Raw genomic sequence first — 22,380 nt, 5'->3', positions numbered from 1 at the left:
CCGTGTCCGAGTCCTCCTTCGCCCGCCTCCCTCTTTCTGCCGCCATGCAGGCCAACCTCGCTGCGCTGGGCTACACCGAGATGACCCCCATCCAGGCCCAAAGCCTTCCTATCATGCTCGAGGGCAAGGACGTCCTGGCGCAGGCCAAGACAGGCAGCGGCAAGACGGCCGCGTTTGGCATCGCGCTGCTTCATCGTGTTCACGCGCGCTACTTCGGGTGTCAGGCCCTCGTGCTGTGTCCCACCCGCGAGCTGGCGGACCAGGTCGCCAAGGAACTTCGCCGTCTCGCGCGGGCGGCCGACAACATCAAGGTGCTCACGCTTTGCGGTGGCGTACCCTTCGGTCCGCAAGTCGGCTCGTTGGAGCATGGAGCACACGTCATCGTCGGTACTCCAGGCCGTATCCAGGAGCACCTACGCAAAGGCACGCTCGTGGTCGACAGCTTGAAAACACTGGTTCTGGACGAAGCCGACCGCATGCTCGACATGGGCTTCTACGACAGCATCGCCGATGTGATCGGCCAGACACCGCCCAGTCGGCAAACGCTGTTGTTCTCAGCGACATACCCCGCTGGGATCCGCGAGTTGTCGTCGACGTTCATGCGTGAACCGAGTCAAGTGCGCGTTGAATCACTACACGACAACCGGCAGATCGAACAGCGTTTCTATGAGATATCACCGGCAACCCGGTTCGAAGCCGTCGAACGGTTGCTCCAGAGTTTCCGCCCGCAATCGTGTGTGGCGTTCTGTCAGACGCGCCAGCAATGCCAGGAATTGGTAGAGCACCTGGCGAGCCGCGGGATCGCCGCTCAGGCGCTGCATGGCGACCTGGAGCAGCGCGACCGCGACCAGACACTGGCGATGTTCGCGAACCGTAGCCTGACCGTACTGGTTGCAACGGACGTGGCGGCGCGTGGACTGGATATCGAGGGACTGGAAGCCGTCATCAATGTCGAGCTGTCCCGCGACCCCGAGGTGCACATCCATCGGATCGGGCGCAGCGGTCGCGCCGGTGAAAAAGGCCTTGCGCTATCGCTGGTTGCACCTGCCGAGGCCAGCCGCGCGCAGGCTATCGAGGCCCTGCAGAAAAACCCGCTGGCCTGGGTCCAGATCGACGAAGTCAGGGTCAACGACCGCTCACCATTGCAGCCGCAAATGCGGACCCTGGCAATCGGCGCAGGCCGTAAGGAGAAGTTGCGCCCTGGCGATATCCTGGGCGCGCTGACGGGAGAAGCGGGTATCGACGGCAGTCAGGTGGGCAAGATTGCGATCTTCGACTTCCACGCCTTTGTGGCCGTGAATCGGGACATCGCACAGGACGCTCTGAAACGGCTCAACAAGGGCCGCATAAAGGGCCGCGCCCTCAAGGTGCGCCTGATCTAACGCCGCCATCCGCGGACGGCTTCGGTCAACGCCTCGCCGGCCAACCGGTGCACCCGAGCCGTCGGGTGCACCTCATCATAGAAATAGTACGTATCCGGCCGCCGACAGACATGCTGGTCGCCCTCCGCCGTCGACCGGATACATGACTGGGTGACGTTTTCGAATCCGTAATGGTTGGGCGCCGACATGATTGGCGTCGAAAACGCAATGTGGTCGAAGTACAGAATGTCACCCGCGTTGCGCTCGGACAGCAGTCGTTTGAGCCCGTCGTTGACCCTGTCCCGAAACAACACCGCCTGGCCAGCAAGTCCCGCCCTAACCACCATTGGCACCTGAGCCAGGTCGATCGGCCCAACCAGAACGATATGTGCTGCACCTCCCTGGCGCAGTTGCTCGATAGCTTGAAGCTGGTTGGCGACGGCTGCATCTGCAGTGGCAAGTACGACATCGTCGGACGGCCACGTAGGCGCCGCAAGGAAATCGTTCGTTGTCGCGAACAGCACATAAAGCGCATCAGGATCGAGGCGACCCTTCTTTTCCCGAAAAACGTTAATTTGGCTAAGCATCCCCGTGCCGCCAAATGTATCCATCGACGGGTTGGCATTTCCCGTACCGCTCATCGCACCGCCAACAGCGTGGTTCTCCAGTTCGAGACCCAGCCGGGATGCAAGTACTTCGACTGCCGTCGGGCCATTGCTCCATCGACCCTCCCAGAAGAGCGGGCTCGGTACCCGCTCTGCACCGAACACCCCTTCGTTAATACGACGGACACTGATGGCGTGGCTGGCACCACTGTCGGAGTAGCTATCCCCAAATACAATAAGGCTGGAATAATCACGTGCCTGAGCGGCACTGGCAGCCAGCATCGCCAATCCAAATATTACAAGCGGCATACGCGCCTCTTCTTTGTAAACAGGGCTTTGATGCTGCGCGATGCAAGCAGGCCGCGCAACGCAGCCCGTCTATTCGCTGGCGGCTCGGCCTTCGAAGTGCGAATATTCGACGGCATCAGCCGTATCGGACTATCTCTTTTCATGAGTCGTAATTCATCGAACGCTGCCGCCAAAGACGGTGCGGCAACACCCTCCCCCTGGCTGGACAACCTTGTGGGTTACGCACTTCGGCGCGCGCAGATGAAGGTATTCCAGCATCTGGTTGACCAATTGTCACAGCACGACTTGCGACCGGCGCAATTCACCGCGATGGCCATCATTGAACAGGAGCCAGGCCTCATGCAGGCCGATTTGGCGCGGAAGCTGGCGATAGAGCCGCCACAGCTCGTTCTTCTCCTCAATAAGCTGGAGAGCCGGGGGCTCGCCGAACGGGTGCGCGCCAAACAGGACAAGCGCTCCTACGGCCTTTACCTCAGCAAGGAAGGCAAGGCCCTGCTACGCAAGCTCAAGAAGCTGGCAGAAGCCAGCGACAGTAAAGCAACCGAACCGCTTGACGAGGACGAACGCGCGCACTTGCTTGCGTTATTGCACAAGATCAACCGAGCCACACCGGAAGTGTCTGAGCAGACATAAGCGCTGCCAGCCAGCGGAGCGCCATGTCGGTCACGTCCAGCACTGATGCTCGATAACGTGTGAGCGTGCTAGGTGCGCTTCAGGCAAATATGCCGGTCTCGTATCCTTGGATACGGCCTGCCCTCTGTTAACCGCAGACGTAAGTAGCCCCCCTACTCCCTGCGGCCGGTGCCTAAGCCTCCAGCCGCTTTAACGGCGCACCTAATCCCGATCGACGTCCCCAAGAGGGGCCAGGCCCGCTTCGATAAGTGCGCTAAAACGGATGACATCCGGCCAGAGATAGGTGAAGAAGTGACGCGCGCTTTCGTACTTGCGATGCGCCCATCTGCTCTCCCGGTCAGGTAGGCAACGAAGCGTCCGCAGCCAGGCGTAGCCCAGCGACAGCATACCCGTCATCCGTAGGAAATCCTGTGCGATACGGTAGGGGTATTCGGGATCCGACTCAGCGGTTGCCAACAGTTGTCGTAAGAGCGCTCGAACCGAATCGCACTGCGCCAAATAGCGTTCTGCGAACGGGCGATCGGGCTCGCGCTCGCAACCTGTGGCCGCTTCGCTCTCGAATATGCCGAGTAGACGCCCATACGCAGCGCCACCGTCGCCGTTGATCTTACGGACAACCAGATCGATGGCCTGAATCTCGTTCGTACCTTCATAGATCATGCCTATACGACTGTCACGCAAGGTTTGCTCGATCGAATAATCCGCGGTGTAGCCATAACCGCCAAATACTTGTAGTGCGTCGCTGGCGAGCAGGAAGCCTTTCTCGGTGAAAAACGCCTTGATCATGGGTGTCAGAAGGCCCGCGAGCTCACTCGCTTGCTGACGAATATCGGTGGTCTCGGCGTGTCCGGCGGCATCGATCAGGTCGGCCGCCCAATACCCGACAGCACGCATGCCTTCCGTACACCCGCGCAAATCCAATAAGGTCCGTCGAATGGCCGGGTGACAGCTGATGAGATCCGGCATCGCCGGACGTTCGCCAGTCAATGAATGGGGCGCGCGCATCTGCCGCCGCTCAAAGGCATACGCCTCGGCTGCCTGCAACGCACTTTCTGCATGACCCAGCCCCTGCAGCCCCACATGTAGCCGTGCCGAGTTCATCATCACGAACATGGCGGCCAGCCCCTTGTTCGCCTCCCCAACGAGCCAGCCACATGCCTGTTCGAATACCAATTCGCAGGTCGCGCTGCCCTTAATCCCCATCTTGTGCTCGATGGCCTCGCACACTACGCCGTTAGCGGCGCCTTGGATGGACCGCGGCACGGCAAACAGGCTCAGCCCCCGTGTACCAGCGGGTGCGTCCGGCAGCCGGGCCAGTACCAAATGAAGAATATTGTCTGTCAGGTCATGGTCGCCGCCAGAGATGAACCGCTTCGTCCCGGTGAGACGATAGGCGTCGCCCTCCGGCTCGGCGCGGCATCGCAGCAAACCAAGGTCGCTGCCGGCCTGAGGCTCCGTGAGACACATCGTCGGCAAGATTTCACCGCTGACGATGCCAGGTAGATACTCTGTGCGAATGAACGCTGGCGCGTGTGCCTTCAAGCACTGATAAGCACCGTGTGATAGGCCTGTGTACATCGCCCAACCATGATTTGCCCCATAGACCATTTCCTGAAGGGCTGCGTCGAGCGTGCCGGGCAACCCCTGGCCGCCATCTTCCACCTCGCACGCCAGCGATGGCCAGCCGGCATCGACGTATGCAGCGTAAGCCTCTGGAAAACCGCGGGGCGTCTTTACACGACCATCGACAAGACGGCACCCTTCTCGGTCTCCAGACGCGTTCAGCGGTGCCAATACGGCTGATGCGAAACGCCCTGCCTCATCGAGCACCTGGACCGCGAGCGCAACATCCAGATCGCAGAACGCCGGGGTACGTGCCCAGTGAGCTGGCGCGTCCAGCCAGTGTTCGAGCACGAATCGCATGTCGTCCAGCGGTGGCCTGTAAACGTCCATTTGCCTTGCCTCAGTTTCCGAATTCAGGGTTTTCCAGGAGCAGTGCCATGCCCTGCCCGCCGCCGATGCACGCGGCTACGACCGCGTACCGCCCCCTGCAAGCGTGCAATTGCCGTGCGGCGGTCATGGCGAGGCGAAGCCCGGTTGCCGCCAGTGGATGGCCAAGGGCAATGGAGCCGCCCCATCGGTTGATACACTCGGGATCGATTTCAAGCGCACGGGAAACGGCAAGCACCTGGGCCGATTGCGCTTCATTGATCTCGAAGATCGCAATGTCGTCCAACACCAGGCCGCTGCGCCCCAGCAATAACTCGATCGCAGGCGCAGGGCCGATGCCCATGATCTCCGGTGCGACCCCGACCACGGCCGATGCACACAAACGTGCAAGTGAAGGTACTCCCGCGCGCTCCCGCCCGACGACGGCTGCTGCCGCACCATCTACTACGGCGCAGCTGTTCCCGGCAGTCTGAATACCCCCACGATGCACTGGATTCAGACGCGCAAGCGCTTCGGCGTCCGTCGCGCGCGGGTGGCTGTCGACGCTTACGGACTCGATCCCACGGGGCAGCTCGATTGCGCGTGGCTGATAGGTCCCGCATTCGAAAGTTTCACGAACGACCGGCGCGATCTCGTCCATCCATCGCCCCTCTCGCTGGGACGCCATCGCCCGGTTGTGGCTCATCAGCGCAAACGCATCAGCCTGCTCGCGATCGGTGCCATAGCGCACCGCAAGATTCTCGGCCGTCGCGATCATGTCGATACCCGGGGCCGGGTCGAACAGGGCCTCCCACAGAAAGTCCTTGAACTCGACGGGCGCGCCGAGCCGAAAACCTGAGCGGTGGGTATAGGCGGCAATAGGGTTTCGCGACATCGATTCCGTGCCCACACAGAGCGCATGATCACCACCGCCGCGGATGTGTTCGGCCGCCTGGCGTAGCACTTCGAAGCCTGTCCCGCAGATGCGCTGCACGGCCAGCGCCGGAACACTCTGCGGCACCCCGCAGTACAGGCCGATGTGCCTGGGGAGCAGGTACGCATCAAAACTGGCCTGGGCCATGGAGCCCGCGATCACTGTATCGATAGCGCCAACCTCATGCCCCCAATCACGAAGCGCGGCACGGCTGACGCTAATGCCAAGGTCAATGGGCGAGGCCCGTGAGAGCGCGCCGCCCAGATCAGCCCATGGCGTCCGGCGGGCGGCAAGTAGCGCCACGCCGTCATAGGTCGAATAGAGACCGGCCGGTTTCATGGCCTGGGGCCTGCCCGCAACAGCGCAGGGTCATCTCCCCGGTACAACGCCTCGACCTTTTCTGCGCGCCACTTCAGTACCGCTCGCTGGTTGATGGAGCCCTTGTCGGTGATCTCACCACGGTCGATGGACGGCGGCTCGTCCAGCAGCGCAATCCACTCCACCCGCGTCGCGTTGCCGGTGGCCTCCCGATTCAGACGCTTGAGCCATTCGGAGAACCAGTCCCGGACGGCCGGATGCTGCAATACATCGCTGTCTTTCGCCTCCGCACCGAGGCCGGCGAGCGCGCGACAATCGTAAAGCCTCGGGAAGACCAGAAGGCCCAGGCACTCTCGATCAGGCGCGGCCACGACCACGTCCTGTACATAGGGGGCTCCGTCGAGTACGGCGCGGTTACGCAGCGGCCCGACACTCACGAAAACACCCGACGACAGCTTGAAGTCTTCAGCGATGCGGCCATCGAACATCAGGCCCACGTGCGGATCGGCAGGGTCGGCCAACTTGAGCGCATCGCCCGAGCAGTAATACCCTTCCTCGTCGAATGCATCGGCGTTCTGGTCGGGCGCACGCCAATACCCCGGCATGATGTGCGGCCCGCGGAACCGGCCTTCGAGCTTGCCGTCGATGGGCACGAGCTTCACTTCGCAGCCCGGCGCCGGCAGCCCTATGTACCCTGCCATCGACAGCGGCCCGGTTGTGAACGTGCATGAGGGAGACGCCTCCGTCATGCCGAGCCCCGCCATCATGCGGATGCGCTCGCCACAATGCTGCTCGGCGATCCGATCCAGACGGTCCCAGATGCTCTGTGAAAGGCCCGCCGCGGCGAAAAACAGCAGCTTTATCCGCGCAAAGAAGCGCGTCCGGAGGGCTTCATCCTTCTCAAGCGCATTGACGAGCTCTTCCCAGCCCTTCGGCACGGTGAGGTAGGCCGTAGGCGAGATCTCGCGAAGGTTGCGCAGCGTTTCCGCCATCCCCTGAGGCGTTGGCTTTCCATCGTCCAGATAGAACGTGCCGCCATTGTAGAGGACGATGCCGACGTTGTGGCTGCCACCGAAGGTATGGTTCCAGGGCAGCCAGTCCACCAATACCGGCGGCTCCTCACCGAATACGGGAAAGGTCTGCAGCAGCATCTGCTGATTCGCGCAAAGCATACGCTGGGTGGTGACGACCGCTTTTGGCAGCTTGGTCGAACCGGAGGTGAACAGGAACTTGGCGATGGTATCGGGACCGGTCGCCTTGAACGCAGCTTCGGCTTCAGGACCCGGCACGGTGTCGAGTGCCTCGGAAAACGGCGTCCAGCGGTATCCATCGACCGCACCACCGACCGATAACACGGGCGTTTGCGGGTCGACCACCGCAGACAGCGCACGCTGGAATGGCACCGGATCGTTGACGAAAACCAGCCCCGGCGTCAGTACGTCCCAGACGTGGCGAAGCTTCGCGTGGTCGTTTGAAAGCAACGAGTACGCAGGCGAAATCGGGCAATAGGGTATTCCGGCATACATGGCGCCCAGCGCTACCTGAATGTGCTCAATATCATTGCCGGAAAGAATCGCCAACGGGCGGTCTACGGAAAGTCCGTATCTCAGGAGATGCTGTGCGACGCAGCGGACACTGGCGAGCATGTCGGCATAGCTGACCTGTCGCCAGTCACCGCCCTGTTGCCGTGCCGCAATGAAGGTCTGCGTGGGCCTGACGGCGGCCCAATGCACCAAGCGATCCAGCAAGCGCTCAGGTAACTCGCCCAGTGGCTCCTTCGAACGCATGTGCATCAATCCGTCTTGCTCGAAGACCTCCACTTCCGGGCGGCCGATCGCAACGTCGCGATAGCCCGCCGGAGCACGCGCGGCGGCCCCCCTGTTATTCTCGAGGATCATGGCGTCGAACTCCCTAGCGACGCCGAGCGGATCGGCGTCGCTGTTCTTCTTATGCTTATGTCAGATGGGGTAGTGACGTGGGCCGGTCTGTACCGTGACCCATCGCAGCTGCGTGAAATGCTCGATCGACGCTTTTGCGCCGAAGCTGCCGTAGCCGCTGGACTTGACGCCGCCGAACGGCATCTGGGCTTCGTCGTGGACTGTCGGGCCATTGATATGGCAGATGCCGGACTCAACGCGTTGAGCCAGCGCGAGCGCGCGTGACACATCGCGGCTGAAGATGGCGGAGGACAAACCGAACTCTGAATCGTTGGCCAGCTCGATCAGGGCGTCGTCTCCCCCTGCTCGCATCACGACGGCCACTGGGCCGAACGATTCCTCGCGGTACAGGCGCATGTCTGGCGTGACACGGTCGAGCAGCACTGGCTGCATGATGCTGCCGGAGCGGGCACCACCTGTGACCTGCACGGCACCCTTGCCAACGGCGTCATCGACGAGTGCCTGGATTCGCTCACCGGCAGAGACATCGATCAATGAACCCAGCGCCGTATTCTGAGCAGCGGGATCACCGGCTTCGAGCGTACGAACTTTCGCCGCGAGCTTTTCGATGAACGCGTCGGCGACCTGTTCATCGACGATGAGCCGCTCGGTCGACATGCAGATCTGGCCCTGATTGAAGTAAGCACCGAACGCCGCCGCTTCCACCGCCGCGTCCAGATCGGCATCGTCGAGAACGATGAAGGGCGCCTTGCCGCCGAGTTCCAGCAAGGCGGGTTTCAGATGCCGCGCAGAAATCTCGCCAATGATCCGGCCCACATGCGTAGAACCGGTGAAGTTCACCCGGCGCACCGCCGGGTTGGCAATCAGGCGTTCGACAATAGCGGGGGCGTCTGCCGGTGCATTGCTGATGACGTTGACCACCCCGTCGCCCAGCCCTGCTTCATGCAGCACCTGACCGATCAGGCGGTGCACCGCCGGGCTCTGCTCTGAGGCCTTCAATACCACCGTGTTACCGCAGGCCAATGGCATGGCCACTGCCCGAGTCCCAAGGATCACTGGCGCGTTCCAAGGTGCGATTCCCAGCACCACGCCGCAGGGCTGCCGCAGCGCCATCGAGAAGCTGCCCGGCACATCCGATGGAATCACTTCTCCGTTGATCTGCGTTGTCATGGACGCCGCTTCGCGCAGCATGCCCGCCGCAAGATGGACGTTGAACCCATACCAGTTCGCCATCGCGCCTGTTTCGCCCGTTGCCGCCATGAATTCAGGCGCTCGCGCTTGCAGTGCGTCTGCCGCAGCCAGTAGCCGACGTCGGCGCTCGTTCGGCGCCAGGGCCGCCCATGCGGGAAACGCCTTGCGTGCGGCTTCGACAGCGGCATCGGCGTCCTCGAGTGTCGCCGCAGCAACGCGGGATACGACTTCGCCCGTCACGGGATTGCAACGATCGAATGTCCGCCCGTCACGAGCCGGGCAGGATTCGCCGCCAATAAGAAGGGGCACGTCCAGCATGATGATTCCTCTTTCTTGTCTTTGTCGGAATACGTCAGGTGTACATCGCGTGGTCGGCCATTCCCTGGCCGCGGCACGTTATCGCTTGTAGGTCTGCAAGCCAGGCTTGATGGATCTGTCGTCGAGGAACTGCTTCATGCCCTTCTCGCGACCGCCCTCAGGATCCTGCAGCCGGGACTGGTCGAGTTTGGCATAGAGGTAGTCCTCGTTCTGCTCCCATGTAAGCTCACGGCACCGCTTGAACCCGATCTTGGCGGCGCGCAGGACCACCGGGTTCTTGTCGAGGAGCTCGCGTGCAAGGGCTGTGGTGACCTCCCGCAACTGCGAAAGCGGCACAGCCTGATTGACGAGGCCCATTGCGGCCGCTTCGGTCCCGGTGAAGGTCTTGCCTGTCATGACGTAATAAAGCGCTGTACGGTGGCCAACGGTGTCGGCCAGGGCCTTGCTCACCAGGTTGCCCGGTGGAATGCCCCAGTTGATCTCGGACAGGCCGAACGTTGCTTCCTCAGCGGTGATTGCCAGGTCGCATGCCACGAGCGGACTGAATCCACCGCCGAAACACCAGCCATTGACCATCGCGATCGTTGGCTTGGCGTACATGCGCAGCAACTTCCATTGCCATTGCGACGCCTCGCGGCGGATTTTCTCCTGGAGGATCTCCGGGCCGGCGTCGGTCTCGCGGAAGTATTCCTTGAGGTCCATGCCTGCTGTCCACGATTCGCCTGCGCCCGTCAGGACCAGCACACCTGCGTCTTCGTCCTGCTCCAGTGTCTCGAGCACGTCGACCATCTCACGATTGAGGGTCGGGCTCATTGCATTGCGCTTCTCCGGACGGTTGAGAGTGACCCAGGCGATCCCCTCTTCCACATCCACCTTGACCGTTTGCCAGCGACCTTCATAGCTGCTCATCGAAGTGATCTCTTGTTGTTCTCGATGGGCCTGACGCTACGCCTCGGATTTAGTTATGTCAATTAACTATTTTCTCAAATTTGCGCGTGGCAAGAGCCGCTTTTCTTGGGTCCAGACGTCGCCAGACGACCAGGCGGTGCGGCGCCCAGGGAACGTTGGGGTGAGCATCCGGCCCAATGCATAGCCATAGGAGGTTTCATGACATTTTCGATCGTTGCCCGATGTGGCAGGACTGGCCAGATCGGCGTTGCAGCCGCCACCGCGATGCCTGCTGTCGGTAAATTGCTTTCTCACGCAGCCGCGGGATACGGAGCGGTGGCGACGCAGGCCCAGATCAACCCTTACCTGGGCATAGACGGCCTACGCTTCCTGCGTGAGGGCTGCTCTGCAGACGAGGCCCTTCAGCGCCTGCATGGCATCGACCCCTGCATGAAGCTGCGTCAGGTCGGCATCGTTGACTCCGGCGGCGGGCTGGCTGTCTGGACAGGCGAGGACTGCCTGCCATGGGCCGGCGCCTTGCAGGGGGACGGTTTCTCGGTCCAGGGCAATCGTCTCGCTGGCGTAGAGGTACTACAGGCAGTCGCGGACGCCTTCGTCGAACACACCGAAGCCCCGCTGGTTGAGCGCCTGATGGAAGCGATTGCCGCGGGAGACGCAATGGGCGGCGATCGTCACGGCGAGTCATCGGCAACGGTCTACGTCGTCGACAATGAGGAATACCCGCTTTGGGATATTCGCGTGGACCAGCATCTGGACCCGGTGGCCGAATTGCGTCGCCTGCACAAGATTTTCGAGCGCGAAGTGGTGCCGGAGATCCTCGCCATGCCGACGCGGGATAACCCGGCCGGCAAGGCTGCCGAAGACGCAATCTAGAATCGCTATTTCACGACATAGGCGTCGTACACCACGGCCTTGGCTTGCCGCACCGCACTGCCTATACCCACGGTGCCGTTGAGCCAGGTGTATTTCGGATCGCTCGTCTCGAACTGCATCGTGACGCGAAAGTAATACAGTGACGGATCGACCGTTTCGCCTTTTGCGATACGGGCAAGCACCTCCGCTGGGCCATGCCGATAGCCTTTGGTCTGTAGATAGACCAGCGCGCCATCGTCAGTCTGGAGCAGATAACGCGTATCGATGATAGCGGTACCCGCCCCATCGACAATTTGCCAGTCGGCTCCGTTGTTCAAGATCTGCCCCTTGAACCCAGGCCCGTCGAACCGACCGCCCGTAATTGGGATGATTCGACGCTGTCCCTGCGACCCAACCTCCCCCAGCTCCCAGACGGGGCCGCTCAAGTCCACGGAGAATCGCGCCAGCGGCTCCATGACCAGACGTGGCGGCTCCCGGGCATTGGTAGGTACCACCACCGCCAGGAGCAACGCGAAGACTGCATAAACGCGGTAAGTCATATGCACCTCCTCACGCGGATGTCGACGGCAGTGCAGCGGGCGCGGGCCGGTGTAGCAGGAGCAAGACTGCGCCAGCCGCCAGAATGAGGCCAGGCGACGCCGCCAGCAGAACCCCTGTGGTACCCGCCCCTGCCGCCAGAATATGCCCCGCCGCAAGCGGCCCGGACACGGACCCAAGCCGGCCAACCGCGACCGCGGCGCCTACCCCTGTGGCTCGCACTGCCGTTGGATAGACCGGCGGCGCCAGGGCGTAGAGCACAAGCTGAGCTGCCACAACGAACAGCCCTGCAGCAAAACCGGCCGTTGCCATGGCGACAATACCGCTGGAGAAGCCAAGCCCAGCCAGCGAGGCCAAAACACCCGCATACACGCCGATCACCACACGACCGCGGTTAGCGCGATCCAGAAGCAGCCCCCCCAAGAGCGAGCCGATTGCACCGCCAATGTTGAACAACATCTGCACGCTGCCGGCCTGCGACTTGGTGAACCCCTGGGCGAGGAGCAGCGAAGGCAGCCAGTTCAGCAGCATGTACATCACCGTCAGGGTGAAGAAGTAGCTGAGCCAGAGGGCCAGGGTTGCGCTCGCCCTGCCCTGGGCGAACAGTGCCGTGCTTGTGGAGATGCGGTCCTGACTGCCGGACCGGCTCTGCGCAGCGCGGAAATCATTCGATTCCGGCAGCAGCAACATCATCAACGGTGCGATGGCCAGCGGCGCGACGCCGCCTACGATGAACACCATTTCCCAACGCTCGCCTGACGCCATCCCGATGAGTGCGGCGATCGCACCTCCGAGCGGTACGCCGCAATACATGATGCTGATCGCGGTACTGCGGCGCTTTTCCTCGACGGCCTCGGCGCACAGGGCGATGAGGTTCGGCAACGCTGCGCCCAGGCCGAGCCCAGTCAAAAACCGCGCCAGCAGCAGGTTGGTCAGGTTGCCGGCATAGGCCGTCCAGAGCGAGAACACGCCGAAGAGAATGACCGCACCGATGAGCACTTTCTTGCGGCCAATCCGGTCGGCAACCCAACCACCAAAGAAGGCGCCAGGCAACAGGCCGATAATACTGGCGCTGAACATCCAGCCCATCATCCCGGCGTCGAGCGAATAGGCCTGCCGCAAGCCGGCAGCCGCAATTCCAGCGGATTGCAGATCGAGCCCTTCGATGAGTGCGACGATGAAACAGAGCGCGACCGTGAGGGTCGAGCGACGTGCATGCGTATCCATGTAGACCTCGCTTTTATTGTTGTTGTGTCCCGCGCCGGTTCGTTTCAGCCGATTCACCAGAGCGCACCAGAAGATTAACAAACATAATCAAACGGCGCGAAAAACCGCGGAAAATGCCCTAATCACGGTTTTGCTATCGAGATCAATGAGATAGCACATGCATGCCGAGAGCGGTCTAATTCGTTAACAGAATTAACGTTCGATTATCGATCAAATCGCGTTGACCATTAATGGCCGCGTTTCCATGCTCCGCGACAATCGAGACCGCTCGATCAATCGTGACAGAACAACAACAAAAAGGATTCGCCTCATGGAACACGCCACGCGTTCGTCCGCTTTTACCCTTTCGCTTACGCCAATATCGCTAAGGCTCATGCTTGGGGGATTATTGTCGCTACCCCTGGCTGCGGGCGCAGCAGGCTTCGTGGATGACAGCAAGGCGTCGCTGACGCTACGCAACTACTACATGGACCGCGACTTCAAGGATGACGGTGCCAAATCTGCTGCGCGCGAGTGGGCCCAGGGATTTATCGCCAAGTTCGAGTCGGGTTACACGGAAGGTACGGTTGGCGTCGGCTTCGATGCGATGGGCCTGGTCGGCTTGAAGCTGGATTCCTCGCCAGACCGAACGGGCACCGAGCTGCTTCCCGTTTCACGCACCACAGGCCGAGCGGCGGATGAATTCTCCCGTCTCGCCCCCACCGCGAAGCTCCGCGTCGGCAACACCGAAATCAAGGGCGGCGACATCGCCATCTTCCTTCCCTTCGCCATCGCCAGCCCAGCACGCCTGTTGCCCCAGACGTTTCGCGGTGGCTATGCCTACTCTCGCGACATCGATGGCCTGACGCTTCACGGTGGCTACCTGGACCGTATCAACCGGCGCAATTCGACCGACTACGAACCCATGACCGTTGCCTCGCCCAACGGCCGGTTCAACCCTGCAGCGACGACGTCTCACATGACCTTTGCCGGCGGCGACTACCGGCCAACGGACCAGTGGCTGATTCGTGCCTACCGTGCCGAGGTAGCAGATCTGTATGGACAGAACGTGTTCACACTCCTGCATACCCTTCCGGTTGGCGATGGGGCGTTCACAAGCGATTTCCGGGGGTTCTTCAGTGACGACATCGGTAGCGCCAAGGCTGGCAAGGTCGACAACCGAAACCTCTCGGCCCAGTTCGCCTATGCGCTGGGCGGCCACAAGCTCACCGTCGGCTACATGCACCTGAGCGGCGACACGGCGACGCCGTATATCTCGGGTACCGAGCTTGGCGTCATTGGTGAGTTCACAATGAGCTCGGACTTTCTGAACGCAAAAGAACGCGTGTGGCAGGCCATCTATGACTATGACTTCCTCAACGCCGGGCTGCCGGGTTTAAAAGCGCGCCTGCGTTACGTCCGTGGCGATAACATCGAACTCGCTGCGTTCGACGCTGACGGTCTGAAGGAAAGGGAGCTTCAAATGGAAATCGGCTACGTGGTTCAAGGCGGCCCGCTCAGAGGGGTCGGTTTGAAGGCCCGCCAGTCCATCTACCGAAACGATTTCCCAGGCGGTGCGGCGTTCCGCGACGAAAACCAACTGCGGTTGCACATCGACTATACGCTCGCCCTCTGGTAGCCCATCACGCGCCGACGATGCGCCTGGGGTGTATCGTCGGTTACGCTGCCCTACTTCCTCTTAGTCCCAACTGAACTGACAGTCTCCTGCATTCCTTAGCCTGGGACCCACCGCAATGGCGGGCTGTAGCTCTACCTCCTTAACCGATATCTCTCATTAGTTGCCACAAAAACTAAGCAAAACTGCAAACGTGCCGACATGCTTCTCTCAGTTGAGGGCGGTACGAACTCGTACGCCTACGCGCTGACAGCGCCTGTATTAGTTGTATGCCTACGGGTTGGTTACATAGCGTCAGGTTTTGGACAAAATTTGTCACCCCGAAGTTTTGACATACCAGGCACCAACTAACGGAAAGAACGATTTCTTGACGTAGCAATTAATCGCAAATTGCCATCATCATTGCATAATATGTTACGTTTCCGCCGTTATTCCAGCTAATACATCCCGCCAATACCGAAATTCGCCACTATATCGCCATCTTTTTTATACCGCTCATCGCCATGCCTGAACTTTGGCGCGCTGACTGCATTAGAGTCTCGCACCGCAACAACGATGCTGTGAGCCGAGCTTGGTGCGCCAAAGTTGGATTCGCTTAGTTGCGTCAGTAATTAAAGCTGCTGGCCGTTTTTACCACCCGGGGTCGACTGGCACGGGTTTCTCTAAACTTTTTTTATAGTGGTTTGATATGTCCTTATTTGAAGTCAATGTGTCTGGACGACGCATTAAAGGACGCAACGGACGCAGCAAGCATAGTTTCACTTCCCTTATCGCGGCTGCCGCCCTCACCTGTGGTCTGGCCTGGCTTCCGACCAACGAAGCCAACGCTGCGGGTGTCGAGCTTCTTGGCATTAACCTCGCGGGTGCTGAGTTCACGTCCGGGATTCTGCCGGGCAAGGAAGGCACCAACTATTTCTTCCCCACGGAAGCCAACTTCCAGCAATGGACGTCAAAGGGCATTCGGCTAATCCGCTTCCCCATTCTGTGGGAGCGTCTGCAGCCCGTTCTGAACGGGCCATTCGATGCGACTTATGCCGGTTATATCGACCAGACGTTCGCGCTCGCCGATAAGTACAACGTTCAGCTCGTCCTGGACGTGCACAACTACATGCGTTACCGGAACGAAGTCATCGGCACCGGCAAGGTGAGCTATGCGAGCTACCGGGATCTGATCCGCAAGATCGCACTTCGCTGGAGTTCCAAAAAGTCGCTTTACGCGTACGACATCATGAATGAGCCGCATGACGCCGATGCTCAATGGCCGATCGCCGCTCAGCATGGCATCGACGCTATCCGCGAAATCGATCGCGTGAAGCCGATCATGATCGAGGGCAACGCCTGGGCGAGTGCTGCCAACTGGCCGTGGTGGAATAAATCGCTGCTTAATCTCAAAGACCCGGCCGACAACCTGATCTTCCAGGCGCACCTGTACTTCGACGGAAACGATGGCGGCAGCTACAAGAAATTCGACGTGACGACCGTAAACGCCAATTACGGTGTGGAACGTGTCAAACCTTTCGTCCAGTGGCTCAAGGACAATAACAAGAAGGGTTTCATCGGTGAGTTTGGTGTGCCTGGCGACGATCCGCGCTGGTTCCCGATCATGGAAGGCATGCTCGCCTACCTGAAAGAGAACTGCATCCCAGCAACCTACTGGGCTGCAGGCCGCTCGTGGGGCAACTATCGTCTGGCAATCGAACCCAAAAACGGCGCGGACCGCCCGCAGTGGTCGGTGCTCAAGAAGTACATTGATAACACCAGCTGCTCGGCCATCGGTCCGAAGTCGACCGCCGCTACACCTAAGCCTGCGCCTGCGCCTGCGCCTGTCCAGACAGTCGCACCAACGATGCCGGCCAAGCCTGCACTGGAAGAAACGACTGCGACGATCAACAACTTCACCGACAAGAACTGGGAAAAAGGCGTCTACCGAACGGCTGCGGGTGTTTCCATTCCTGCAACCTCGAACAACATCAAGGCGTTCACTGCGGGCCAGGGTGTGGTGCTTAGCGACGGCAAGGTCGTCAACATCCGTCACGTTCAGATCGTAGGCAACAACATGTCGGTGTTCTTCGACACTGGCACGCTTGATGGCAAGAAGCTGGGGTACCCGAACACGCTGAAACTGGCCACCGCTACCAATACTGGGAAGCCAGCCAGCCCGCAACCGTCGTCTGGTTCGAACAACTCGAATACGACCAAGCCAAGCAGCGGCTCGAATACCAACACCGGAAACAATCCAGCTACAACGACGCCGGTGAAAACCCCAGCGCCTGCCCCCAAACCTGCGACCAAAACCGTCGAAGCACCGATCAACAACTTCACGGACAAAAACTGGGACAAGGGTATCGCCAAGAACATGGCAGGCTTTTCGATCCCGAAAACGACCGCCAACGTGAACGCGTTCAAGGTCGGCTCCTCGGTGAAAATGGCCAATGGTCAGGTTTACCAGGTCGGCTCGGTCTATAGCGTCGGCAACAACATGTCGGTCTACCTCAATGGACCGAAGCTAAAAGGCAGTGCCGTGGGCCATCCCCGGACGGTGACGCTGTTCGCTGGCGCCAAATGAGCGAATCGAGTCACGGATGACTCACCTTCCCAGCGCGCTGTCCTAGCGCCCGCTGGGGGCACTCTGCACAAGCGCTAAGTAGACAGCGCTTGTGCAGAAGGCGGCGGCAGCAAGGTCGGACTCTTTCCCTTCGCACCTCTACAGCATTTTGCTTGACGGGGCGCAGCCAAAAAGCGTGTGAACAGATGCTGCAGATGCCGTTCGGCGATCAGTTCGCCTATCTGCTGACGCACCTAAACACACCCGCCAGCTGTGTTGAATCTTGCTAGAACTTGCCGACACGTAGCGCAGCGCAGCGCATTGCGCAGAAGGCTGGGCATGGGCCCGTGTTGATGCCTGACCGTTGCTTTTGGTTCAGGAGCCGACGTGACGCTTTTGCCATCCCTCGAGCATCCCCACAGCAGGTCGCAGCCAACCACCTGCGTACCCAAGCGCGAAACAAGGCGCCGCGTGTTGACGCCTCGTTTGACCAAGTACCAGACGAGCGCATTGCCAATCTTGATCGTGCCGAAGAGCAGCATGCAGGAAGCACAGCCTTACGCATGCGCCGGCTTGAGGCCTTGTACCGGCTGCGCACCGAGCCGCATGAAAAGCACGAAGATCGCCGCTGCGACGAACACTAGCGCGAACAGTCCGTACAACTGCAGCGGCGCCCAGCCCTGGTCTAGCATGAACCCTGCGACGGTGGGCGAGAGAATCGCGCCGCCGCGGCCGATGCCGATTCCCCAGCCCACACCCGTGGCGCGAATGCCCGCGCCGTAGACCGATGGCGACAGCGCATAGAGACCTGCAACGCAGCCGTTCGAGAACATGCCGATCAGCAGGCCCATACCGAGTGCAACGGTATAGGAGCCGCCAACGTTCATGAAAATGATGAGCAGCAGTGCCGTGACGAGCATGAAGCCGGCGAGGACGCGAGTGAGCGGAAACCGCGCGGAAAGAAGACCAACGAAGGCAGCGCCGAAGATGCCACCGATACTTAGAAGCACACCGCCTGTGACACCCTGCTGCTCGGAAAGCCCGGCTGAGGTCAGCAGCTTCGGCGTCCAACTCATGATGAAGTAGAAACCGAACATCACGAGGAAGAACAACAGCCAGACCAGCAGCGTGGTACGACGCATGGACGGTGCGAAGAGTTGCCCTACTGCGCCACCTGCCACTGCGGGTTTCGCCGGTACGGCTGGCAGCACCGGCAAAGGGGCCTGTCCTAATTTGCCGGCCAGCGTGTTTACGCGTTCAAGGGCTTTGGTTGGCTGTTTTGCCAGCAAGAAGTCCAGCGATTCCGGTAGCCAAAGCATCACCACCGGGATCATCGCCAATGTGGCCAAGCCGCCGGCCAGAAACACCGACCGCCATCCCCACTGTGTGAGCAGCCATACGGCAAGCAGGCCGCCTAGCGTAGCGCCCAGCGCATAGCCTGTGGACTGAAGGCTGACGGCCAGGCTCCGCCAACGTTTTGAGGCGTATTCACTGGCAATGACGTTGCTGCTCGCAAGGATACCGCCTATGCCTAGACCGGTGATCCCGCGCAGCAATGCAAGCTGAGTCGGCGTTTGCGAGGCGGCAGACAGGAGCATGCCAATGCCGGATACCAGCAAACAGAAAAGTATCAGGGGGCGCCGCCCGAATCGATCAGCCCAAGGCGCAATGAACAGCGAGCCCGCTGCCATGCCCAGGAGGCCGGCACTGAGCAGCATTCCAATCTCCCCTCCAGTAAGCCCCCAGTCGCGCGATACCGAAGAGGCGGTGAATGCCATCACCAGCACGTCAAATCCATCGATCATATTGAGGCAAATGCAGACGCCTACAGCCAGGTATTGAAATGGCCGCATGGCTGTCTCGTCGAGTACGGCTCTAAGGTCACTCATTGCGACCTCCGAAACGCTCGGAGGCTATCTCCGCAGAGGGTCCAGGAAAACATGGGGCCGCAGGCAAATGGCCCGCCAGATGCAGGTCGATCATGGTCGAGGTCCTATCGTTATTGTTGTCAGAAGACGAGCGCACGCTGTCATTTTGGGATCCAAACGGCAAGAGCTCCAGGCGGGCATAACCAACGGAATAGACGGCGTATCAGGACACCGAGCCGCTGACGACACCGGCCAACCCAGCTGCGGCGCGGGCTGCAGACCAGGCATATAACGTACTTTTCCTGTTCGCTTATCGAACTCTTTATTTTATTAACGATTAGCGGGACCGCGTTGACAGCTCCAAATCAAGCCGCCCATTATTGGATCCAATACGACAACAACAATGAGGCCTGATCCATGTTCCCGAAAAACGCCTGGTACGTCGCGTGCACTCCTGACGATATCGTCGAGAAACCACTTGGCCGGCAAATCTGCGGCGAGAAGATGGTTTTCTACCGTGGCCCCGAAGGTCAGGTAGTCGCACTCGAAGACTTCTGTCCCCACCGTGGCGCCCCCCTTTCACTGGGTTATGTCCAGAACGGCAACCTCGTATGCGGGTACCACGGCCTCGAAATGGGGTGTGATGGGAAGACCGTGTCGATGCCGGGCCAGCGCGTCCGGGGCTTCCCATGCATCCGGCAGTTCGCTGCAGTCGAGCGCTATGGATTCATCTGGGTGTGGCCGGGCGACCAGAATGCCGCTGACCCTGCGACGATCCATCATCTGGAATGGGCTGAGAGCCCGGACTGGGCCTATGGTGGTGGGCTCTATCACATTGCCTGCGACTATCGCCTGATGATCGACAACCTCATGGACCTTACCCATGAGACCTATGTCCACGCGTCCAGTATTGGGCAGAAGGAAATCGACGAAGCGGCCCCGAAGACTACGGTCGAAGGCGACGAAGTCATTACCGCACGGCACATGGAAAACATCATGGCGCCCCCCTTCTGGCGCATGGCACTAAAGGGCAACGGCCTGGCCGATGATGTCCCAGTGGATCGCTGGCAGATCTGTCGCTTCACACCACCGAGCCACGTCATGATCGAGGTAGGCGTTGCGCATGCTGGCCATGGCGGTTACGAGGCGCCGCCGGAAGTGAAAGCGTCTTCCATCGTGGTGGACTTCATCACACCGGAAACCGAAACGTCCATTTGGTATTTCTGGGGAATGGCGCGCAACTTCAAGCCTGGCGACGCTGAACTTACGGCGTCGATTCGCGAGGGGCAAGGCAAGATCTTCGCGGAAGATCTCGACATGCTGGAACAACAGCAGAAGAACCTGCTGTGGCAGCCCGAGCGCCAGCTACTGAAACTCAATATCGATGCGGGCGGCGTCCAATCTCGCCGCATTCTGGACCGTCTGATCGCCGCCGAGCGCGAAGGTGGAAACGTCATCGAGGCGCGCCAGGTCGGTTGACCGACACGGCACATAGCCCTTCCATGCTCATCTCAGACAGCCCCGGCGTGCCAATGACGACCGGGGCGTGCTGTCGATACCAGAGGTTCCTATCGTGATCGACGTCATCGTCAAAGCCGTTCACCCCGAAGCCCGTGACATTCTCAGCTTCGAGCTTGCCCGCTCGGACGGAGCGCCCCTTCCGCCATTCAGCGCAGGTGCCCACATCGATGTGCACTTGCCAGACGGCGCCATCCGCCAGTACTCGCTGTGCAACCATCCCGAAGAACGCGAGCGATACCAGATCGCTGTCCTCCTCGCGCCCGAAGGCCGCGGCGGCTCCCGCGGCATGCACGGGCTGGCAGCCGGCCAGACCGTCCGTATCAGTGAGCCGCGCAACCTCTTCCCGCTGGAAAACGGCGCGAATCGCAGCGTGCTGTTCGCCGGCGGGATTGGCATCACCCCAATCCTTTGCATGGCCGAACGCCTTGCACACACGGGTGCGGATTTCGAACTGCATTACTTCGCCCGTTCTAAGGCACATGCGGCTTTTGTTGATCGACTCGAGCAATCGCCGTTCGCAGCACGCGTACACCTGCATTTTGACGACACGGAGCCTCGCGCCGACGTGCCTGCATTGCTCGCAGCACCGACTGCCGGCGATCACCTGTACGTCTGTGGCCCCACAGGATTCATGACCTTCGTCCTGGATACTGCCGCCTCGCAGGGCTGGAACAGCGGCCAATTGCACCGCGAATACTTTTCCGCCGAGCCCCAGGCCGAAGGCTCGCAGGAGGGCTTTGAAATCCAGCTGGCCAGCACGGGGCAGGTCCTGCCAGTACCTGAAGGCGTGACCGTTATCGACGTGCTACGCGAGGTCGGTGTCGAGGTACCCGTTTCATGCGAACAGGGCATCTGCGGAACTTGCCTTACCCGAGTCTTGGAAGGCGAACCGGATCACCGGGACCTGTTCCTGACCGAGGACGAGCAGGCCGCGAACGACCAGTTCACCCCTTGTTGTTCTCGCTCGAAGAGCCCCAGACTCGTGCTGGACTTGTAAGCAAAAAGGCGACTACAAGGTCGCCTTTTTTTATCGTCGGTCAGGACGTATTACCGTCATGGCCTCATGCATCAACCCACCGCTCGCATCGAAATGCGCATACCGCAAAGTAGCGTTCGCGTGCTCGCGCATGATGCCTTCAGCCCGCGCGCCTTGGCGGTTCAGCAATGCATCGTATACGGCGTGATGCTGAAGATGTGCGAAGTTAAAACGCCGATATTCACGGTCCATCATCGCGCCATCGACCGCCAATGAGCTGACCGAAGCAAATGGAAGATGGTCGTTCCGTGCCAGCGCGATGGCGATGGCCGGGTTGGCACTGGCCTCGATGATGACCGCATGGAAACGCATGTTCAGATCGTGATAGGTCTCCAGCTCTTCCATGGTCACGTACCCCTTACCGAACAGTGCATCGCCCTCTTCCAGGCACTCCCATAGCGCACGTCGTTGCGTTTCGCTGAGGCCTCGCTCAGCGGCCTGACGCGCCGCCAGTCCTTCCAGCACGCCGCGTACTTCGACGGCACCGGCAATGTCAGCTTCGGTGACCTCGCGGACGAGGTAACCGCGCCCATCGGCCTTGCGCAATAACCCTTCCTGTTCGAGCGTTCGAAAGGCAATGCGAATGGGCGTACGCGACACCTGTAAACGCTCGGCGGTTGGAATCTCTGCAATGCGCTCGCCTGCGGCAAGCTCACCGCTGGCGATCATCTGCCGAAGTGCTGCCAGTACGCGCTGCCCGGACTTACTCATGAAGTGACCTCGAAACCCTACCTCGACGCATCATACCCAACA

At 60.5% G+C, this 22,380-nt stretch carries 17 protein-coding genes; 7 read left to right on the top strand and 10 right to left on the bottom strand.

The window, feature by feature from the left end; all coding sequences use genetic code 11:
• Nucleotides 1-2 precede the first annotated feature (2 nt).
• Nucleotides 3-1,382 (top strand): ATP-dependent RNA helicase DbpA, encoded by a 1,380-nt coding sequence (gene dbpA, locus ACY8D3_RS07550; protein WP_462383018.1) that lies wholly within the window; start codon nt 3-5, stop codon nt 1,380-1,382.
• Here the strand turns inward: dbpA and ACY8D3_RS07545 are convergent.
• Nucleotides 1,379-2,275, bottom strand: a complete 897-nt coding sequence (locus ACY8D3_RS07545) for an SGNH/GDSL hydrolase family protein (protein ID WP_462383016.1) — start codon at nt 2,273-2,275, stop codon at nt 1,379-1,381. The genes dbpA and ACY8D3_RS07545 overlap by 4 nt on opposite strands.
• Nucleotides 2,276-2,416: 141 nt before the next feature.
• Here ACY8D3_RS07545 and ACY8D3_RS07540 point away from each other — a divergent pair, with 141 nt between their 5' ends.
• Nucleotides 2,417-2,908, top strand: a complete 492-nt coding sequence (locus tag ACY8D3_RS07540; RefSeq protein WP_462383014.1) for a MarR family winged helix-turn-helix transcriptional regulator — start codon at nt 2,417-2,419, stop codon at nt 2,906-2,908.
• A gap of 201 nt (nt 2,909-3,109) precedes the next feature.
• On the opposite strand, the gene ACY8D3_RS07535 is transcribed toward ACY8D3_RS07540, so the two are convergent.
• The 5 genes from ACY8D3_RS07535 to ACY8D3_RS07515 all read right to left on the bottom strand — a co-directional run bounded on the left by ACY8D3_RS07535 (nt 3,110) and on the right by ACY8D3_RS07515 (nt 10,405).
• Nucleotides 3,110-4,861 carry an acyl-CoA dehydrogenase family protein gene (locus ACY8D3_RS07535; RefSeq protein WP_462383012.1) on the bottom strand — a complete coding sequence of 584 codons (1,752 nt, stop codon included), beginning with the start codon at nt 4,859-4,861 and terminating at the stop codon, nt 3,110-3,112.
• Between the two features lie 10 nt (nt 4,862-4,871).
• Entirely contained in the window at nt 4,872-6,110 is a 1,239-nt protein-coding gene (locus ACY8D3_RS07530) for a thiolase family protein (protein ID WP_462383010.1), read from the bottom strand.
• Nucleotides 6,107-7,987, bottom strand: a complete 1,881-nt coding sequence (locus ACY8D3_RS07525; RefSeq protein WP_462383009.1) for a feruloyl-CoA synthase — start codon at nt 7,985-7,987, stop codon at nt 6,107-6,109. Before ACY8D3_RS07525 ends, ACY8D3_RS07530 begins: the two co-directional genes overlap by 4 nt.
• 60 nt (nt 7,988-8,047) lie before the next feature.
• Nucleotides 8,048-9,496: an aldehyde dehydrogenase gene (locus ACY8D3_RS07520; RefSeq protein WP_462383007.1), complete on the bottom strand. Its 1,449-nt coding sequence runs from the start codon at nt 9,494-9,496 to the stop codon at nt 8,048-8,050.
• A gap of 78 nt (nt 9,497-9,574) precedes the next feature.
• Entirely contained in the window at nt 9,575-10,405 is an 831-nt protein-coding gene (locus ACY8D3_RS07515; RefSeq protein ID WP_462383006.1) for a p-hydroxycinnamoyl CoA hydratase/lyase, read from the bottom strand.
• 198 nt (nt 10,406-10,603) lie between these two features.
• Between ACY8D3_RS07515 and ACY8D3_RS07510 the strand changes: the two genes are divergently transcribed.
• The gene (locus ACY8D3_RS07510; RefSeq protein ID WP_462383004.1) at nt 10,604-11,278 is read left to right on the top strand and encodes a DUF1028 domain-containing protein; all 675 of its coding nucleotides are present in this window, start codon (nt 10,604-10,606) and stop codon (nt 11,276-11,278) included.
• A gap of 5 nt (nt 11,279-11,283) precedes the next feature.
• On the opposite strand, the gene ACY8D3_RS07505 is transcribed toward ACY8D3_RS07510, so the two are convergent.
• Nucleotides 11,284-11,817 (bottom strand): DUF3237 domain-containing protein, encoded by a 534-nt coding sequence (locus ACY8D3_RS07505; protein WP_462383002.1) that lies wholly within the window; start codon nt 11,815-11,817, stop codon nt 11,284-11,286.
• 10 nt (nt 11,818-11,827) lie between these two features.
• The gene (mhpT, locus tag ACY8D3_RS07500) at nt 11,828-13,042 is read right to left on the bottom strand and encodes a 3-(3-hydroxy-phenyl)propionate transporter MhpT (protein WP_462384288.1); all 1,215 of its coding nucleotides are present in this window, start codon (nt 13,040-13,042) and stop codon (nt 11,828-11,830) included.
• A 310-nt stretch (nt 13,043-13,352) separates the two neighbouring features.
• Between mhpT and ACY8D3_RS07495 the strand changes: the two genes are divergently transcribed.
• Together ACY8D3_RS07495 and ACY8D3_RS07490 are read left to right on the top strand one after the other, a co-directional pair.
• Nucleotides 13,353-14,660 carry an OprD family porin gene (locus ACY8D3_RS07495; protein ID WP_462383000.1) on the top strand — a complete coding sequence of 436 codons (1,308 nt, stop codon included), beginning with the start codon at nt 13,353-13,355 and terminating at the stop codon, nt 14,658-14,660.
• Nucleotides 14,661-15,345: 685 nt separating this feature from the next.
• The gene (locus ACY8D3_RS07490) at nt 15,346-17,223 is read left to right on the top strand and encodes a cellulase family glycosylhydrolase (RefSeq protein ID WP_462382998.1); all 1,878 of its coding nucleotides are present in this window, start codon (nt 15,346-15,348) and stop codon (nt 17,221-17,223) included.
• Nucleotides 17,224-17,759: 536 nt separating this feature from the next.
• Here ACY8D3_RS07490 and ACY8D3_RS07485 read toward each other — a convergent pair.
• Complete coding sequence (locus tag ACY8D3_RS07485; RefSeq protein ID WP_462382996.1) at nt 17,760-19,091, bottom strand: MFS transporter; 1,332 nt, start codon at nt 19,089-19,091, stop codon at nt 17,760-17,762.
• A 396-nt stretch (nt 19,092-19,487) separates the two neighbouring features.
• Here ACY8D3_RS07485 and ACY8D3_RS07480 point away from each other — a divergent pair, with 396 nt between their 5' ends.
• On the top strand, nt 19,488-20,549 hold the full coding sequence (locus ACY8D3_RS07480) for an aromatic ring-hydroxylating dioxygenase subunit alpha (protein ID WP_462382994.1): 1,062 nt from the start codon (nt 19,488-19,490) through the stop codon (nt 20,547-20,549).
• A gap of 94 nt (nt 20,550-20,643) precedes the next feature.
• Nucleotides 20,644-21,588, top strand: coding sequence for a PDR/VanB family oxidoreductase (locus ACY8D3_RS07475; protein WP_462382993.1), 945 nt, complete (start codon nt 20,644-20,646; stop codon nt 21,586-21,588).
• A gap of 30 nt (nt 21,589-21,618) precedes the next feature.
• Here ACY8D3_RS07475 and ACY8D3_RS07470 read toward each other — a convergent pair whose 3' ends face one another.
• A complete protein-coding gene (locus tag ACY8D3_RS07470) occupies nt 21,619-22,338 on the bottom strand; it encodes a GntR family transcriptional regulator (RefSeq protein ID WP_462382992.1) in 720 nt (239 codons plus the stop codon).
• Between the last annotated feature and the right edge of the window lie 42 nt (nt 22,339-22,380).

This window comes from Pseudomonas sp. Marseille-QA0892 (genome assembly GCF_054950135.1).
The sequence above is the reverse complement of the archived record's forward strand: the minus strand, read 5'-3'. Positions and strand labels throughout refer to the sequence as shown.

Bases quoted from the DNA above. Each gene is read 5' to 3' on its own strand.
- ACY8D3_RS07545 (WP_462383016.1), bottom strand. From the start codon at position 2,275: ATGCCGCTTGTAATATTTGGATTGGCGATGCTGGCTGCCAGTGCCGCT.
- ACY8D3_RS07530 (WP_462383010.1), bottom strand. From the start codon at position 6,110: ATGAAACCGGCCGGTCTCTATTCGACCTATGACGGCGTGGCGCTACTT.
- ACY8D3_RS07510 (WP_462383004.1), top strand. From the start codon at position 10,604: ATGACATTTTCGATCGTTGCCCGATGTGGCAGGACTGGCCAGATCGGC.
- ACY8D3_RS07505 (WP_462383002.1), bottom strand. From the start codon at position 11,817: ATGACTTACCGCGTTTATGCAGTCTTCGCGTTGCTCCTGGCGGTGGTG.
- ACY8D3_RS07495 (WP_462383000.1), top strand. From the start codon at position 13,353: ATGGAACACGCCACGCGTTCGTCCGCTTTTACCCTTTCGCTTACGCCA.
- ACY8D3_RS07540 (WP_462383014.1), top strand. From the start codon at position 2,417: ATGAGTCGTAATTCATCGAACGCTGCCGCCAAAGACGGTGCGGCAACA.
- ACY8D3_RS07535 (WP_462383012.1), bottom strand. From the start codon at position 4,861: ATGGACGTTTACAGGCCACCGCTGGACGACATGCGATTCGTGCTCGAA.
- ACY8D3_RS07480 (WP_462382994.1), top strand. From the start codon at position 19,488: ATGTTCCCGAAAAACGCCTGGTACGTCGCGTGCACTCCTGACGATATC.
- ACY8D3_RS07525 (WP_462383009.1), bottom strand. From the start codon at position 7,987: ATGATCCTCGAGAATAACAGGGGGGCCGCCGCGCGTGCTCCGGCGGGC.
- ACY8D3_RS07470 (WP_462382992.1), bottom strand. From the start codon at position 22,338: ATGAGTAAGTCCGGGCAGCGCGTACTGGCAGCACTTCGGCAGATGATC.
- ACY8D3_RS07515 (WP_462383006.1), bottom strand. From the start codon at position 10,405: ATGAGCAGCTATGAAGGTCGCTGGCAAACGGTCAAGGTGGATGTGGAA.
- ACY8D3_RS07520 (WP_462383007.1), bottom strand. From the start codon at position 9,496: ATGCTGGACGTGCCCCTTCTTATTGGCGGCGAATCCTGCCCGGCTCGT.
- ACY8D3_RS07490 (WP_462382998.1), top strand. From the start codon at position 15,346: ATGTCCTTATTTGAAGTCAATGTGTCTGGACGACGCATTAAAGGACGC.
- ACY8D3_RS07485 (WP_462382996.1), bottom strand. From the start codon at position 19,091: ATGAGTGACCTTAGAGCCGTACTCGACGAGACAGCCATGCGGCCATTT.
- mhpT (WP_462384288.1), bottom strand. From the start codon at position 13,042: ATGGATACGCATGCACGTCGCTCGACCCTCACGGTCGCGCTCTGTTTC.